The sequence below is a fragment of the Achromobacter sp. HZ34 genome, assembly GCF_002209485.1.
Classification (GTDB): domain Bacteria; phylum Pseudomonadota; class Gammaproteobacteria; order Burkholderiales; family Burkholderiaceae_B; genus Bordetella_C.
In genome coordinates this window covers 1-16594 of record NZ_NJIX01000009.1, presented here as the reverse complement: position 1 = coordinate 16594, position 16594 = coordinate 1, and the positions used below count along the sequence as shown (strand labels likewise).

Here is a 16594-nt window from a genome sequence, read left to right as displayed (position 1 = left end):
ACAAAAAACCCCGGCTCGGGTATGAACCGGGGCAAGCAGGTGACATTGTCGGCAACTTTAAAGGGAATTGCAAGCCGTCCCCATTACTGGTTTTTTCAACAGCAATTGCCGGAATTACCGCTCAGCGCGAGGGGCTGAGCTCCCCCGTAAGCCGCGCGGTTAACCTCCCATGAACTGACCTCACCCTGCGCGGGCAGGACGCAACAGCGCGTACAGGATGATGGCGCCGAAGGTGGCCGTGCCGATGCCGCCCAGGGCGAAGCCATGCAGGTTGACGGTGAAGTCGCCGGCGCCCAGGACCAGGGTCACGGCGGCGGTGATCAGGTTGCGGTTGTCGGTGAAGTCGACCCGGTTGACGATCCAGATGCGCGCGCCGGCGATGGCGATCAGGCCGAAGACCACCACCGACATGCCGCCCAGCACGGGCCCCGGGATGGTCTGGATCAAGGCGCCGAACTTGGGCGAGAAACCCAGCAGGATGGCGATCAACGCCGCCACCACGAACACCAGCGTGGAATAGATGCGGGTCACGGCCATGACGCCGATGTTCTCGGCATAGGTGGTGACGCCGGTGCCGCCGACCGCCCCGGACAGCATGGTGGCCACGCCGTCACCGACGAAGGCGCGGCCCAGGTAGCGGTCCAGGTCCTGGCCGGTCATGGCGCTGACGGCCTTGATGTGGCCCAGGTTTTCCGCCACCAGGATGATGGCCACCGGCACGATCAGGCCCAAGGCGGGCGCGGAGAAAACCGGCGTGGCGAAATGCGGCAAGCCCAGCCAGGGCGCCGCCGCGACGGCGGCGAAATCCATGGGCTTGCCCAGGCCCAGGCCATTGGCGCAGATGGCGTAGATCACGCAAGCCGCGACCAAGCCTGCCAGGATCAACAGCCGTTGCAGCATGCCCCTGGCGCGTACCGCGATGAAACCGACGCAGAGGACGGTGACGATGGCCATGCTGGCGTCGAAGCCCGACGCGCCCATGGCGCCCTTGGCGGCGATGGGCGCCAGGTTCAAGCCGATGACGATGACGACGGCACCGGTGACTACCGGCGGCATCATGGCCTCGATCCAGCGGGCACCGCCGCCGGAGCGGGCATTGGCGGCCCATACCAGCACGCCGATCAGGGCATAGACGGCGCCGCAGGCAATGATGCCGCCCAGCGCCACCCCGATGTTGGGGTTGGGTCCGGCGCCGCCATAACCCGTCACCGCGATGACCCCGCCGATGAAGGCAAAGCTGGAGCCCAGATAGCTGGGCACCCGGCCGCCGACGAACAGGAAGAAGATCAGCGAACCCACGCCCGACATCAGGATCGCGACGTTGGGGTCGAAGCCCATCAGCAAGGGCGCCAGTACGGTCGAACCGAACATGGCGACGACGTGCTGCAGGCCCATCGCCGTGGTCTTGGGCCAGGGCATGCGCTCATCGGGTGCCATGACGGTGCCAGGCACCAACTCGCGGACCAGACGCCAGCGCGGAAAATAGGAACCCGGCATGTACTCCCCCCCGATTCGGATTGATTAGAAATTATGGAGATCGCATCCAAACTTGCGATCGATTGCGAAAGCTTGATGAAGATTGCCCCTGCAACAGGCAGATCTAACGAATAGTGCGGATACATTACCCCCGCTTTTACTCCTCGTTCGCAACTTGCAAGCCGCGCTTTCAGGCGGCCGCAAGTGTAGAGGTGCTTAAGGTTTTGTGAAAGCCCGTCGTTATTCGGTATGTAAAACCAGTTGGCCAGGCGCCCAGGGAAAGACGCCACGCCAGCGCCATGCGCGCCGCGCAACCGTCCATGGTCACGGTCAGTAGACACTTTCCGTGTTTGCGTCCGTGTTTCTTCCATTAGCAACGGACGGCAGCAGCGGCCGCCCACCTGATATAGGAGCTTTATTCATCATGTCGTCGATCTCGCCTTTGACCAGCTCGCTGGCCACCTACACCCAGGTCACTTCCAGGACCACGCAAACGGCCAGCCAGGCCGATGCCACCAGCAGCACGGATGCCGCCAGCGGCACGACCGCGGCGTCGGGTGCATCGAGTGCGTCCGCCACGGCGGGCGCGCAGAAGTCCGGCGGCGCGGGTGCCGTGGGTGGCGCCGGCAGTGCGTCTTCATCCTCGTCGACCGACGACACCACGTCCGAGGAACAGCAACTGCAGCAGCTGCAGGAACAGCTGCGCCAGATCCAGCAGCAGATCCAGCGCCTGCAGGCCAGCAATGTCTCCGACGACCAGAAGCAGGCGCAGATCGGGGCGCTGACGGGCGAAGCGGCGCAACTGCAGGGCCAGATCGCGCAACTGCAGGCAGAGATCGCCCAGGCCAGCTCGTCATCGACGTCCGGCATCAGCACGACGGCATAAGCCGTTCGCGGCCGGCTGTCGGCCTTGCCGACACCCCTGCCACACAAAGGAATTCCCTTCCCTCGTGTTGCTGCCCGCATGGGGCCCAAAAGGGAATTCCCTTGGGAATTCCTTTTCTTCGTGTCGCTGCCCGCATTGAAATCAGAAGGAATTCCTCCGGGAATTCCTTTTTCCTTTGCCCGCTGGACATGGCCGGCACTGCCGCCCTCAGCATGCCGGTCTCGGCACGGAACAGCCCTTACCGAAGCGCGGCAACGCGCCTTTTTTTATTTCTCGGTACCATCCAGGTTGTTGACAACCCCTGGACGCTGCCGGCGTAGCCGCCCGCCTGTCCGCACGCAAATCCGACTCATGACTACCGAAATCTGGCTGATCCGTCACGGCGAAACCGCCTGGAACCGCGAACGCCGCCTGCAAGGCTGGAAAGACATCCCGCTCAATGACGAAGGCACGGACCAGGCCGCGAAGCTGGCGCTGCGCCTGACCCGCGATGCGCAGAGCGGCCCGTTCGAAGCGATCTACAGCAGCGACCTGCAGCGCGCCCACGACACCGCCCAGGCAGCCGCCGACCTGCTGCAGGTGCGCGTGCGGCCGGAGCCCGGGTTGCGTGAGCGCTGCTACGGCGTGCTGGAAGGCCTGGCCATGAATGAACTGGCGGTACATCAGCCGGAAGCGGCGGCGGCATGGCACAGCCGTGAGCCCGATCGCCAGCTGGAAGGCGGCGAAAGCCTGCGCCAGTTCCGCGACCGCGTGGTGACGACCATGGAAGACGTGGTGGCGCGCCACCCCGACGCCCGGGTGCTGCTGTTCGCCCACGGCGGCGTGCTCGACATCGCCTGGCGCCATGCGCAAGGCATCCCCTTGACGCACCCGCGCGACGCCGTCCTGTTGAATACCGCCGTCAATCGCCTGAGCTTCAAGGACGGCCACTGGAGCGTCATGGGCTGGGGCGACATCAGCCACATCAAGGCCGCGGGCGACGACATCGTCTAGGTTGCGGCCGCGCGACGGCCCTGCGCGCGCCCCTACTCGCCCTTGCGCGGCTTGCGTGGCGCGTTGCGCGCCAGGCGGTCGTAGATGGCATTCGGCAGGACGTGCATCAGCCGCGCGACCATGCCCATCTGCCAGGGGATCACCGTATAGGAAACGCCACGCGCGATGGCCTTGGCCGCGCGCCGGGCGAATTCGTCCGCCTCCATCAGGAACGGCATCTTGTACGGATTGTGGGCGGTCATCTCCGTGCGCACATAACCGGGCGCGATCGTGACCACCCGGATGCCATCACGCGACAGCTCGTTGCGCAGGCTCTCGCAGTAAGTGGTCACGGCCGCCTTCGACGCGCTATAGGCGCCCCCACCCGGCAGGCCGCGCACGCCGGCCACGCTGGAAATCCCCACCAGGGTGCCGCCGCCCGCCTCGCGCATGGGCGCGACGAAGGGCTCGAAGGTCGCGACCATGGCCATCACATTGGTCTGCATCACCGCGCCGAAGACGTCGTGGTCTTCCGGGTGATCGGTCAGAGTGCCCACGCTGATGCCCGCGCAGGCGATGACGGCATCCACCCGCCCGCCGCTACGGGCAATGAAGTCATGCGCGGCCGCATGCAGCGCCGGCCGGTCGCACACGTCCACGCCGTAGCAGGCATGGGCGCCGGCATTGGGCAGGCTGTCGGCCAGAGCGCGCAGGCGTTCACCGCGCCGGCCCAGCAAACCCAGCGTGGCGCCCTGCTTGCCGTAATGCTCGGCCAAGGCCTTGCCCAAGCCGCTGGTCGCGCCCGTGATGAATACGTGTTGCGGCATATGGCCTCCCGAGCCTGCATCTGGAAAAACAAAAGAAAAGGCCAGGCACCTGGGCCTGGCCTCCGCGACGGCGACGCCTGCTTCATGTATCCGGCATCACGTACCCGGCATCACATCGGCGGCCTCATCTCATCAGCGTCACGTCACTGCTTACGCCGACTTGGCCAACGACGCATGCAGCTCCTGCAGCGGATACACCTGCAGGCCGTGCCCCTGGCGCAGATACTGCATGCCTTCCACCGCGGCGCGGGCGCCGGCGATGGTCGTGTAGAACGTCACCCGCGCCGCCAGCGACTGCGTACGGATCGTGCGCGAATCGGCGATGGCGTTGCGACGTTCCTCGACCGTGTTGATCACCAGCGAGATCTCGCCGTTCTTCAACATGTCGACCACGTGCGGACGGCCTTCCGTGACCTTGGCCACGACCTGCACCGGAATGCCGGCGGCTTCGATTTCAGTGGCCGTGCCACGCGTGGCCACCAGCTTGAAGCCCAACGCGTGCAAGCCACGTGCCACTTCGACCGCGCGCGGCTTGTCCTGGTTCTTCACGCTGATGAAGGCGGTGCCGGAGTCCGGCAGGCGGATACCCGCGGCCAGTTGCGACTTGACGAAGGCTTCGCCGAAGCTGGTGCCCACGCCCATGACTTCGCCGGTGGACTTCATTTCCGGGCCCAGGATGGTGTCGACGCCGGGGAACTTGACGAAGGGGAACACCGCTTCCTTCACCGAGAAGTACGGCGGCACCACTTCCTGCGTCACGCCCTGGTCGGCCAGGGTGCGGCCGGCCATGGCGCGCGCGGCGATCTTGGCCAGTTGCAGGCCGGTGGCCTTGGACACATACGGCACCGTACGCGAAGCGCGCGGATTGACTTCCAGCACGTAGACGTCGCCGCCCTGGATGGCGAACTGCACGTTCATCAAACCGCTGACGTTCAAGGCCTTGGCCATCATGCCGGTCTGGCGCTTGATCTCAGCGATGACGTCGGCCGACAGGGAGTAAGGCGGCAGGCTGCAGGCGGAATCGCCCGAGTGCACGCCGGCCTGCTCGATGTGTTCCATCACGCCGCCGATGAAGACGGTCTGGCCATCGGCCAGGCAGTCGACGTCGACTTCCGTGGCGTTGTTCAGGAAGCGGTCCAGCAGCACCGGCGAGTCATTGCTCACCTTCACGGCTTCGCGCATGTAGCGTTCGAGATCCTGCTGCTCATGGACGATTTCCATGGCGCGGCCGCCCAGCACGTAGCTGGGGCGCACCACCAGCGGGTAGCCGATTTCGGTGGCATGAGCCAGGGCTTCGGCTTCCGTACGCGCGGTGCGGTTGGGCGGCTGGCGCAGGCCCAGCTTGTTCAGCAGCTTCTGGAAGCGTTCGCGGTCTTCGGCGACGTCGATCGATTCCGGGCTGGTGCCAATGATGGGCACGCCATTGGCTTCCAGCGCGCGCGCCAGCTTCAAGGGGGTCTGGCCGCCGTACTGCACGATCATGCCGACCGGATTTTCCTTGTGCACGATCTCCAGCACGTCTTCCAGCGTCAGCGGCTCGAAATACAGCCGGTCGGAGGTGTCGTAGTCGGTCGACACGGTTTCCGGGTTGCAGTTGACCATGATGGTTTCGTAGCCATCTTCGCGCAAGGCGAGGGCGGCGTGCACGCAGCAATAGTCGAACTCGATACCCTGGCCGATACGGTTGGGACCGCCGCCCAGCACGATGATCTTCTTGCGATCGGTCGGCGCGGCCTCGCACTCTTCCTCGTAGGTCGAGTACATATAGGCCGTGTTGGTGGCGAATTCAGCGGCGCAGGTATCCACGCGCTTGTACACCGGGCGCACGTTGAGCTGGTGGCGCAGGCGGCGCACTTCTGTTTCCGACGTGTCCAGCAGGAAGGCCAGGCGGCGATCGGAGAAGCCGCGGCGCTTGAGCTGCCACACCGTGTCATAGTCGAGGTCGGCCAGGGTCTTCTGCTCCAGGGCCAGCTCGATGTCGACGATTTCCTTGATCTGCGACAGGAACCACGGGTCGATATGGGTCAGTGCGTGCACTTCATCCAGGGTGAAGCCCTGGGCAAAGGCGTCGCCCACGTACCAGATGCGTTCCGGACCGGGCTCGCCCAGTTCGGCCTGCAGCTTTTCGCGGTCGGTGGTCTTCTGGTTCAGGCCGTCGACGCCCACTTCCAGGCCGCGCAGGGCCTTCTGGAAGGATTCCTGGAAGGTACGGCCGATGGCCATCACTTCGCCCACCGACTTCATCTGGGTGGTCAGGCGCGCATCGGCGGTGGGGAATTTCTCGAAGGCGAAACGCGGCACCTTGGTGACCACGTAGTCGATGGTCGGCTCGAAGGAGGCCGGCGTGGCGCCACCGGTGATTTCGTTCTTCAGTTCGTCCAGCGTGTAGCCGACCGCCAGGCGCGCGGCGACCTTGGCGATAGGGAAACCGGTCGCCTTGGAAGCCAGCGCCGACGAGCGCGACACCCGCGGGTTCATTTCGATGACGATCATCCGGCCGTTGGCCGGGTTGACGGCGAACTGCACGTTCGAACCGCCCGTATCGACACCGATCTCGCGCAACACCGCGATCGAGGCGTCGCGCATGATCTGGTATTCCTTGTCCGTCAGCGTCTGCGCCGGCGCCACCGTGATGGAGTCGCCCGTGTGCACGCCCATGGGATCGAGGTTTTCGATCGAGCAGACGATGATGCAGTTGTCGGCGCTGTCGCGCACGACTTCCATCTCGAACTCTTTCCAGCCCAGCAGCGACTCTTCGATCAGCAGCTCGCTGGTCGGCGAGGCTTCCAGGCCGCGCCGGCAGATGGTTTCGAATTCTTCGGCGTTGTAGGCGATACCGCCGCCCGAACCGCCCATGGTGAAGCTGGGACGGATCACCGCCGGGAAGCCCGATGTGCCGACCTCGGCCGCGATGCGGCGCTGCACTTCCCAGGCTTCGTCCATCGAATGGGCGACGCCGGACTTGGCCGATTCCAGGCCGATGTCGGTCATGGCCAGCTTGAACTTCTGGCGGTCCTCGGCCTTCTCGATGGCTTGCTCGTTGGCGCCGATCAGCTCGACCTTGTGGCGCTCCAGCACGCCATGGTGGGCCAGGTCCAGGGCGCAGTTCAGCGCGGTCTGGCCACCCATGGTGGGCAGCAGCGCATCGGGACGCTCGCGTTCGATGATCTTCTCGACCGCCTGCCAGGTGATGGGCTCGATGTAGGTCACATCGGCCGTTTCCGGGTCGGTCATGATGGTGGCGGGGTTGCTGTTCACCAGGATGGTGCGGTAACCCTCGGCCTTCAGGGCTTTACAAGCCTGCGCGCCGGAATAATCGAATTCGCAAGCCTGGCCGATGATGATGGGGCCGGCCCCGATGATGAGGATGCTTTTAATGTCTGTACGCTTGGGCATGGTGCAATCTTTACGCGGTCTTAACGTGGCCGGCCATCTGGCTGATGAACTTGTCGAACAGCACGATGATGTCGTGCGGTCCCGGGCTGGCTTCAGGATGGCCCTGGAAGCAGAAGGCGGGACGATCGGTCAGTTCGAAACCTTGCAAGGTGCCGTCGAACAGCGACACGTGGGTGACGCGGGTGTTGGCGGGCAGGCTGGCCGCATCCACTTCGAAGCCATGGTTCTGGCTGGTGATGTAGACACGCTTGTTCTGCACGTCCTGCACGGGATGGTTGGCGCCGTGGTGGCCGGTCTTCATCTTGAGCGTCTTGCCGCCCACCGCCAGGCCCAGGATCTGGTGGCCCAGGCAGATGCCGAACACCGGCAGCTTGCGTTCCAGGAACACGCGGGTGGCCTGGATGGCATAGTCGCAGGGCTCGGGGTCGCCAGGGCCGTTGGCCAGGAACAGGCCGTCCGGATTCAGCTTCAGCACGTCCTCGGCGGGCGTCTGCGCCGGCACCAGCGTGACGCGGCAGCCGCGGTCCGCCAGCAGGCGCAGGATGTTGGTCTTGACGCCGAAGTCATAGGCCACGACGTGGTACTTGCTGGTGTCGGGCTGGTTGAAGCCAGTACCCAGTTCCCAGGTACCTTCGGTCCATTCGGTGGACTTCTCGATGCTGACCACCTTGGCCAGGTCCTGCCCTGACATGCCGGGGAAGCTGCGTGCCAGTTCGATGGCGCGGTCGGTGTCTTCACCGGCCAGGATGCAGCCGCCCTGGGCGCCTTTCTCGCGCAGGATGCGGGTCAGCTTGCGGGTATCGATGCCGGCAATGGCGACGATGCCCTGGGCCTTGAGGTAATCAGGCAGCGAGCTGGTGGAGCGGAAATTCGACACGCGAGCCGGGCAATCGCGCACGATCAGCCCGGATGCGAACACTTTACGGGCCTCGACGTCCTCGCCATTCACGCCGGTATTGCCGATGTGAGGATAGGTGAGCGTGACCATCTGGCCGTTATAGCTGGGATCGGTAAGGATTTCCTGGTACCCGGTCATGGACGTGTTGAACACGACTTCGGCCACGGTATGGCCCGGCGCGCCAATGGAAATTCCACGAAAAACGGTACCGTCCGCCAGAGCCAAGATTGCGGGAGAAGAACGATGAGTTCCCTCGGGAAAAAGTTGCGGCAGCACAGTAAACCCCGGTTTCAGAATCGATAATCAAACCTTGGAATTATACCCGGAAAGCCCGTTTCTCCCTGAAACCCGCGCCAGTCAAGGCTGAGCGGCCTGTTTTCCCTGTTTGCGCGGGGCGCTGGCGCGGGCCGGGGCGGCGCATTCGCCCTCCGCCCGCGAAGTCCTGCCAGCGCTACCGCGTGCCCGCCGCGCAGCGCCCCGGCTGTGGGCTACGCGCAGCGGTGCTACGCTAGACGCCTCATCCCCAACCGATCGCCGAGACTCTCATGACCAGCCAACTCGATTCCTTGCGCCAGCACACCACCGTGGTGGCGGATACCGGCGACTTCGAGGCCATGCGCGCCTATCGCCCGACCGACGCGACGACCAATCCGTCCTTGATTCTCAAGGCGGTGCAGAAAGATGCCTACAAGCCCCTGCTGGAACGCACCGTGCGCGAGCACAAGGACCTGCCGACAACGCAGATCCTCGACCGCCTGCTGGTGGCCTTCGGCACGGAAATCCTGAAAATCGTCCCGGGCCGCGTCTCCACCGAGGTGGACGCCCGCCTGTCCTTCGACACCCGTGGCACCGTGGAGCGCGCGCGCGGCCTGATCGCCCTGTATGAAGCCGCCGGCATTGCCCGCGAACGCGTCCTGGTGAAGATCGCCTCGACGTGGGAAGGCATCCAGGCGGCGCGCGTCATGCAGGAAGAAGGGGTCAACTGCAATATGACGCTGCTGTTTTCGCTGCCGCAGGCGGTGGCCTGCGCGGACGCCGGCGCCAAGCTGATCTCGCCCTTCGTCGGGCGCATCTACGACTGGTACAAGAAGGCCGAGGGCGCGAAGTGGAATGACGCGGAGCGCGCCGGCGCCAATGACCCGGGCGTGCAGTCGGTCACCCGTATCTACCAGTACTACAAGGCCCACGGCATCGAGACGGAGATCATGGGTGCCAGCTTCCGCAACGTCGGCCAGATCCTGGCCCTGGCCGGTTGCGATCTGCTCACCATCAGCCCGGATCTGCTGACGACGCTGGCGGAGACCCAGGGCGAAGTGCCCGCACAGCTGAAGCCCGCCGCGGACGGCGGGGCGCAGGAACGCGTGGATGCCAGCGAGATTCCCTTCCGCACCCAGCTCAACGATGACGCCATGGCGACGGAGAAACTGTCCGAAGGCATCCGCGCCTTCGCGGCGGACGCGGTCAAGCTGGACAAGTTGATCGAAGACCTGCGGTAAAAAACGCGGCGCCCGCACGCAGCGTGGGGGCGCCTACGCTTCGTCGTGGGTGTGCACTTGCAGCGCTTCCAGGAAGCGCGAGACCATGTTGTACGCCGCCACCGTGGCGGTCAGCTCCACCGTGTGGCGTTGACCCAGCTCGGCCAGGACGGCGTCGAAGACGTCCTGCGGCACCTGCACCTGGCGGGTCATCGCGTCCGCATACGCCAGCACGGCACGCGTGCGGGCATCGAACAGCGCGGAATCCTGCCAGCGGTCCAGCGCATCCAGTTGGGCCTGGCTGATGCCCTCCTTCAGCGCGATGGGCGCATGCTGGTCCGCCTCATAAGGCGCACCATTGATGCCGGCGACCCGCATGATGACCAGTTCCCGCAAATCCCCCGGCAGCGTGCTCAACTGCCGTATCGCGGTCAGGTAGTTCAACCAGCCGCTGGCCACCGGCGGGCTGTGCAACAGCATCTGGTAGAGCAGCAGCACGCTACCGCGCTCGGCGACGATGCGTTCAACCAGGGGCTGGGCTTCTTCGGTAGTCAGGTCGGCATACGGCAGGCGGGCCATGCGGGCATCCTATAAAAAATCCCCGCGCGGCGCTGCCGGAAAGGCGACCTGGGCGGGGATGGTTGATACGGCGTAAAAGGATCGGCGCTTTGAGAATCAGAGCTTTTCGGTCTCGCCGGCGCTGGGCCGCCACTTCATCAGCCGCTTTTCCGCCAGGGTGACCAGGCCATCCAGCACCAGGGCGAACACCGTCAGCACCACGATGCCGGCGAAGACCGTATTCACATCCAGCGTGCCTTCGGCCTGCAGGATCAGGTAGCCGACGCCGCTGGCCGAGCCCAGGTATTCACCCACCACGGCACCGACGAAGGCCAGGCCCACGGACGTATGCAGGCTGGAAAACACCCAGCTGGTGGCCGACGGCAGGTAGACGTGGCGCAGCAACTGGCGGCGATCCGCGCCCAGCATGCGGGCGTTGTCCAGCAAGGTGGGGCTGACTTCGCGCACGCCCTGGTAGACGTTGAAGAACACGATGAAGAACACCAGCGTCACGGCCAGCGCCACCTTGGACCAGATGCCCAGGCCGAACCACATGCCGAAGATGGGCGCCAGGATCACGCGCGGCATGGAGTTGGCGGCCTTGATGTAGGGATCCAGCACCAGGCTGGAGCCGCGCGACAGCCCCAGCCACAGGCCGCAGCCCAGGCCGGCGACGGTGCCGATGATGAAGGCCAGCACGGTTTCGGACAGGGTCACCCACAGATGCTGGTAGACGTCGGCATCGGTGACGAACCAGGCCCACACCCGCTGGGCGACCTTGAGGGGTTCGCCGAAGAAGAAGGCGACGTTCTGGCTGCGCGAGGCGAGATGCCACGCCAGCAACAGGATAATCAACAGCGACAACTGCCAGACGCGCAGTGACTTGGAACCGGGTTTGATCATATTGGACATGGCTAGGACCTACACCCGCTTCTGCTGCGCGTAGCCCTTCAGGACCTCTTCACGCAGCACATCCCAGATGGCGGCGTGCAGTTCGACGAAGCGCGGATGGCTGCGCACTTCGGCAACGTCGCGCGGGCGCGGCAGGTCGATATGGAATTCACCGATAGGATGCGTGCCCGGGCCAGCCGACAGCACAACCACCCGATCGCTCATGGCGATGGCTTCGTCAAGATCGTGCGTGATGAACAGCACGGCCTTGCGTTTGGCCATCCACAGGTCCAGCACCTCGTTTTCCATCAACTGGCGCGTCTGGATGTCGAGGGCGGAGAACGGCTCGTCCATGAGGATGATGTCTGGATCGCGGATCAGCGTCTGCGCCAGCATCACGCGCTTGCGCATGCCGCCCGACATCTGGTGCGGATAACGATCCTCCGATCCGCCCAGGCCGACACGGCGCAGCCATTCACGGCCGCGCTCGTCGGCCTCGGCGGCCGGCACATGCGCGAATTCCAGGCCGGCCTTGACGTTGTCCAGCGCATTGCGCCAGGGCAGCAAGGCTTCGCCCTGGAACATATAGCCGGCACGCCGGTTGATGCCCTTGAGGGGCTCGCCGAACACCTTGATCTGCCCGCTGGTGGGCGCCAGCAGGCCCGCCCCCACGTTCAGCAGGGTGGACTTGCCGCAGCCGGTGGGGCCCACCACGGAGACGAATTCGCCGGCGGCGACCGTCAGCGTGGATTCCCGCACGGCGGTGTAGCGTTGGCCACCGCCTTCGCGGGAAACGAACGTGCAGGTGATGTTGTCCAGCGAAAGTGCTGCTTCAGCCATTCGGGTATTTCTCGTTGGCGCGTTTGGCGAATTCATTGGTCCAGATCTTGGACGGATCGGCCTTGGCCGCATCGAAGTCCGGCACGAAGGCGGCCAGGGCCTTGACCGCGGTGGCGGCGCCATCCTCGGGGATGAGGCCGTCGGGGGACAGCCCTTCCAGGCTGGCCTTCAGGGCCGCCTTGTAGACCTCCGGTTCGCCCAGCAGGTAGTTGGCCGGCACGGCCTTGGCGATCTCGTCGATGCTGGCCGAGTGGATCCACTTGTCCGCGCGCACGATGGCATTGGCCAGGGCCTGCACCGTGTTGGGATTGGCGTCGATATAGCTCTGCGCCGTGTACAGGGTGCCGGCCGGCATGTTGCCGCCGAAGATGTCGCGCGTGTCCTTGAGGGTGCGCGTGTCGGCGATGATCTTCATGTCGCCGGCGCTGACCAGCGCGGTGACCACCGGGTCCGTGTTGGACATGGCGTCGATCTGGCCCGAGCGCAGCGCGGTGATGGCGCCGGCACCGGCGCCAACGCCGATGATGGAAACGTCCGAAGGCTTCAGGCCATGCTTGGCCAGGAAGAAGTTGACCACCATATTGGTCGAGGAGCCCGGCGCCGTAACGCCGATCTTCTTGCCCTTGAGGTCGGCCGGCGACTTGTAGTTCGCCATGGTCTTGGTGGAGACACCGAAACCGATCAGCGGGGCGCGGCCCTGCAGCACGAAGTTGCGGTAGTACTGCCCCTTGGACTGCAGGTTCAGCGAGTGTTCGAAGGCACCCGACACCACGTCGGCGCTGCCACCCACCACGGCCTGCAGGGCCTTGGCGCCGCCGGCGAAGTCGGCGATGGTGACTTCCAGGCCTTCGTCCTTGAAGTAGCCGCGCACTTCGGCGATGGTCAGGGGCAGGTAGTACACCAGGGCCTTGCCGCCGACGGCGATCGCCACCTTGGTCTTTTCAAGTTTCGCGGCCCGCGCGAAGGCGGGGGCCAGGCTCATGACGCCGGCCGAGCCGGCCAGCTTGAGCAGTTCACGGCGAGTGACTGTCATTTTTGTGTCTCCGATGTGTGATCCGCGGCCTGCGGGCGGCGGATTCCGATCGCGCCGGATTGGGCCAGCTCTGCGATTGTCGCGGAATCATACCCCAGCCCCTGCAGGACTTCCTCCGTATGTTCCCCTAAGTCCGGGCCCAGCCAGCGCGTGGCGCCCGGCGTGGCGGACAGTTTGGGGCTGACCGCGGGCAGCTTCACCGGCGTGCCGTCGGGGAAATGATGCTGCTCGATCATGGAGCGCGCCAGGAATTGCGGGTCGGTGAACATGTCCGCCACGCTGAAGATCTTGCCTACCGGCACGTCGGCCCGCCGCAAGGTTTCCAGCGCGCCTTCGATCTGCTGGCCGTCGCACCACTGCTGGATGGCGCCGTCGATTTCCTCCACGCGGCGCGCGCGGCCGTCGTTGCGCGCCAGGTCCGGGTCAGCGGCCAGGTCGGCGCGGCCGATGCCCTGCATCAGGCGCAGGAAAATGGCGTCGCCATTGCCGGCGATGACGATGTTCTGGCCGTCGGCCGTGGTGTAGGTGTTGGACGGCACGATGCCCGGCAAGGCCCCGCCGGTGCGCTCGCGCACCACGCCGGCCACGTCGTACTCGGGCACCAGGCTTTCCATCATGTTGAAGACGGACTCGTACAGCGCCACGTCGACCATCTGGCCCTGGCCGCCCTTCTGGCCATCCCAGCGGCCGCCCGTGGCATCGCGATGGCGCAATGCCATCATGGCGCCGATGACCCCGTGCAGGGCGGCTATCGAATCGCCGATGGAGATGCCGACCCGCACGGGCGGCCGGTCCGGGTGGCCGGACACGTAGCGCAGTCCGCCCATCGATTCGCCGATGGCGCCGAAGCCGGGCATGTCGCGCATCGGGCCGGTCTGGCCGTAGCCCGACAGGCGCACCATGATGGTGGAGGGATTGCGCGCGCGCAGCTGTTCGTAGCCCAGGCCCCACTTTTCCAGAACGCCGGGACGGTAGTTTTCGACGACGACGTCGGCTTCGAGCGCCAGTTGCAAGGCGATCTCGCGGGCCCGCTCGTCCTTCAGGTTCAGCGCGATCGAGCGCTTGTTGCGCGCCTGCACCGTCCACCACAGTGAATTGCCTTCATGCAGATGGCGCCAGGTGCGGATGGGATCGCCGCCGCCCTTGCCGTCCGGTCCGGCGGGGGTTTCCACCTTGATGACGTCGGCACCGAACTCACCGAACAAGCGGGCAGCAAAAGGGCCCGCGATAAGCGTGCCCAGTTCCAGTACTTTCAATCCAGCCAAGGCTGACATCCTGGCGTCTCCGTAGTTTCAGGCCGACGTTTTCATGTCGGCATTCTTATGCCGCCGCGTTTATGCCGCTGCGTTTATGCCGCCGCTTCTATGCGGACTTACGCTCCATCAGCGCCCAGGCAATCGTACCGGCGTCCACATATTCCAGCTCGCTGCCGGCGGGCACGCCCCGCGCCAGACGCGTTACCGACAAGCCACGTTCGCGCAGCGCTTCGCCCAGGAAATGGGCGGTGGTCTCGCCCTCGGCCGTGAAATTGGTGGCCAGGATGACTTCCGTGACCACGCCATCAGCGGCGCGGCGCAGCACGCGTTCGAAGTCCAGCTCGCGCGGGCCCACGCCTTCCAGCGGCGCCACCCGGCCCATCAACACGTAGTACAGGCCGCGGTAACCGTGGCTGGACTCGATCATGTTCTGGTCCGCCGGGGTCTCGACGATGCACAACTGCGAGGGGTCGCGGCGCGGGTTGGCACACGTTGCACAGATTTCGTCTTCGGCGAAGCTGTTGCAGCGCGCGCAGTGGCGCAGGTTGGTGGTGGCGCCGGCCAGCGCGCGGCCGAGCAGCTCGGCCCCCTGCAGATCGTGCTGCAGAAGGTGGTAGGCCATGCGGCGCGCCGAACGCACGCCGACGCCGGGCAGGCGGCGCAGCGCCTCGATCAGCGCCAGCAGCGGCTCGGGTTCAGGCAGCAAGGGCTCCATGCGGCTCCGTGGATCAGAAGGGGAATTTCATGCCGGGGGGCATGGGCATGCCGGCGGTCACGCCGGCCATCTTTTCCTGGCTGGTGGCTTCGGCCTTGCGCAGCGCGTCGTTGAACGCCGCCGCGACCAGGTCTTCCAGCATGTCCTTGTCATCGCCCAGCAGGCTGGGATCGATGGCCACGCGCTTGACGTCGTGGCGGCAGGACATCGTCACCTTGACCAGGCCGCCACCGGAGGCGCCTTCGACCAGGATGTCGGCCAGCGCTTCCTGGGCCTTCTTCATGTTTTCCTGCATTTGCTGCGCCTGGCGCATCAAACCGGCCAATTGTCCTTTCATCATGATGGGTGCGTCCTTCTGGGAAATGAGGAGGGGGAGTCTTCAGTTTTTGGGCTTTGGGTTCTGGCCGGCGCGCTTCATGCCGCGGCGGCCAGCGGCGGTTCGATGGCGCGGATGGAACCGGGCACGATCTTGCCGCCGAAATCGTTGACCAGGGCCAACACGAACGGATCGGCCACGGCCGCTTCCTCCGCGGCCTGCTGGCGAGCTGCGCGTTCGTGCTGTGCGACGGCGTGGGCCGTGCCGTCGCCGGTGATGCCGAACTCGACTTCCAGGCGGACGGCCTGGCCGAAGTGTTCGCACAGGACCGTTTGCAGGCGCTGTTTGCTGGCACTGTCGACCAGGGTCTTTACGGCCAGGCGCAGGCGCACCAGATCGCCCTGCAGGCCGGCCCATTCGCTCTGGCGCGCCACTTCGGCGGCCAGGCCGGTGACCGGCAGCTTGGCGGCCAATGCGGGCCAGGATGCGGGGTCCATGTCGGCCAGGCGTGGCGCACGGGATGCACGGCGGCCGGCGGGGGCGCGGTTGGCCACCGGCGCGCGGCGGGGGGCATCGTCGGCGGGCATGCCGGCGCTCAGGGTTTCGAACCCGTCGTCGTCAGCGTCGGCGCTGGCGGTGAAACCGTCCTCGTTGCCGAAGTAGGCGCCGTCACCAGCGTAGCCGCCCTGGGCATCGTCCGGGATGACTTCGTCGACCCACGATGGGGGTTCGTCAGCGGCGGGGGGCTGGGCGGCGGGCGCTTGCTTGGCGACGGCGGGCTCTGCAACGGGCGCTTGCGCTGCCACAGGTGCCTGCGTGGAGCCAGTGCCCGCCGGCGCCACGGCAGCCGTCGAAGCCGGCGCATCCGTTTGATCCCAAGGAGGCGGCGAGCCGGCGCCGGCCGAAGCCGGCGCAGCCGAAGCCGGCGCAGCCGAAGCCGGCGCAGCCGAGGCCGGCGCAGCCGAAGCCGGCGCAGCCGAAGCCGGCGCAGCCGAGGCCGGCGCAGCCGAAGCCGGCGCAGCCGAGGCCGGCGCAGCCGAAGCCGGCGCAGCCGA

The 16594-nt window shown here is 65.9% G+C and carries 14 protein-coding genes and 1 pseudogene; 3 read left to right on the top strand and 12 right to left on the bottom strand.

The genetic code is table 11. From position 1 onward, the window contains the following. Nucleotides 1–180 precede the first annotated feature (180 nt). Complete coding sequence (locus CEY05_RS27570; protein ID WP_088600486.1) at nt 181–1497, bottom strand: solute carrier family 23 protein; 1317 nt, start codon at nt 1495–1497, stop codon at nt 181–183. Between the two features lie 403 nt (nt 1498–1900). Here CEY05_RS27570 and CEY05_RS27565 point away from each other — a divergent pair, with 403 nt between their 5' ends. Further along, nucleotides 1901–2362 (top strand): FlxA-like family protein, encoded by a 462-nt coding sequence (locus CEY05_RS27565; protein WP_088600485.1) that lies wholly within the window; start codon nt 1901–1903, stop codon nt 2360–2362. 351 nt (nt 2363–2713) lie between these two features. Further along, nucleotides 2714–3355, top strand: a complete 642-nt coding sequence (locus CEY05_RS27560; protein WP_088600484.1) for a histidine phosphatase family protein — start codon at nt 2714–2716, stop codon at nt 3353–3355. Between the two features lie 32 nt (nt 3356–3387). Here CEY05_RS27560 and CEY05_RS27555 read toward each other — a convergent pair whose 3' ends face one another. The 3 genes from CEY05_RS27555 to carA form a co-directional block, all read right to left on the bottom strand. Then, entirely contained in the window at nt 3388–4161 is a 774-nt protein-coding gene (locus tag CEY05_RS27555) for an SDR family oxidoreductase (RefSeq protein ID WP_088600483.1), read from the bottom strand. A gap of 150 nt (nt 4162–4311) precedes the next feature. After that, complete coding sequence (gene carB, locus CEY05_RS27550; protein ID WP_088600482.1) at nt 4312–7557, bottom strand: carbamoyl-phosphate synthase large subunit; 3246 nt, start codon at nt 7555–7557, stop codon at nt 4312–4314. 10 nt (nt 7558–7567) lie between these two features. Beyond that, complete coding sequence (gene carA / locus CEY05_RS27545) at nt 7568–8731, bottom strand: glutamine-hydrolyzing carbamoyl-phosphate synthase small subunit (RefSeq protein WP_198952927.1); 1164 nt, start codon at nt 8729–8731, stop codon at nt 7568–7570. A 269-nt stretch (nt 8732–9000) separates the two neighbouring features. Here carA and tal point away from each other — a divergent pair, with 269 nt between their 5' ends. Beyond that, a complete protein-coding gene (gene tal, locus CEY05_RS27540) occupies nt 9001–9951 on the top strand; it encodes a transaldolase (protein WP_088600481.1) in 951 nt (316 codons plus the stop codon). 33 nt (nt 9952–9984) lie between these two features. Here the strand turns inward: tal and CEY05_RS27535 are convergent, their stop codons facing one another. The 8 genes and pseudogenes from CEY05_RS27535 to CEY05_RS27500 form a co-directional block, all read right to left on the bottom strand. Next, nucleotides 9985–10509 (bottom strand): carboxymuconolactone decarboxylase family protein, encoded by a 525-nt coding sequence (locus CEY05_RS27535; protein WP_088600480.1) that lies wholly within the window; start codon nt 10507–10509, stop codon nt 9985–9987. Nucleotides 10510–10605: 96 nt separating this feature from the next. Continuing rightward, entirely contained in the window at nt 10606–11400 is a 795-nt protein-coding gene (locus tag CEY05_RS27530) for an ABC transporter permease (RefSeq protein WP_088600479.1), read from the bottom strand. Between the two features lie 9 nt (nt 11401–11409). After that, nucleotides 11410–12219, bottom strand: a complete 810-nt coding sequence (locus CEY05_RS27525) for an ABC transporter ATP-binding protein (RefSeq protein ID WP_088600478.1) — start codon at nt 12217–12219, stop codon at nt 11410–11412. Beyond that, nucleotides 12212–13252, bottom strand: a complete 1041-nt coding sequence (locus CEY05_RS27520) for an ABC transporter substrate-binding protein (protein ID WP_088600477.1) — start codon at nt 13250–13252, stop codon at nt 12212–12214. Before CEY05_RS27520 ends, CEY05_RS27525 begins: the two co-directional genes overlap by 8 nt. Further along, a complete protein-coding gene (locus tag CEY05_RS27515) occupies nt 13249–14526 on the bottom strand; it encodes a CaiB/BaiF CoA-transferase family protein (protein ID WP_088600476.1) in 1278 nt (425 codons plus the stop codon). Before CEY05_RS27515 ends, CEY05_RS27520 begins: the two co-directional genes overlap by 4 nt. A gap of 88 nt (nt 14527–14614) precedes the next feature. Next, nucleotides 14615–15223, bottom strand: coding sequence for a recombination mediator RecR (gene recR, locus CEY05_RS27510; protein WP_088600475.1), 609 nt, complete (start codon nt 15221–15223; stop codon nt 14615–14617). Between the two features lie 13 nt (nt 15224–15236). Next, on the bottom strand, nt 15237–15563 hold the full coding sequence (locus CEY05_RS27505) for a YbaB/EbfC family nucleoid-associated protein (RefSeq protein WP_088600474.1): 327 nt from the start codon (nt 15561–15563) through the stop codon (nt 15237–15239). Nucleotides 15564–15637: 74 nt separating this feature from the next. Then, nucleotides 15638–16594 (bottom strand): annotated as a pseudogene (locus CEY05_RS27500) (DNA polymerase III subunit gamma/tau); the annotation flags it as partial.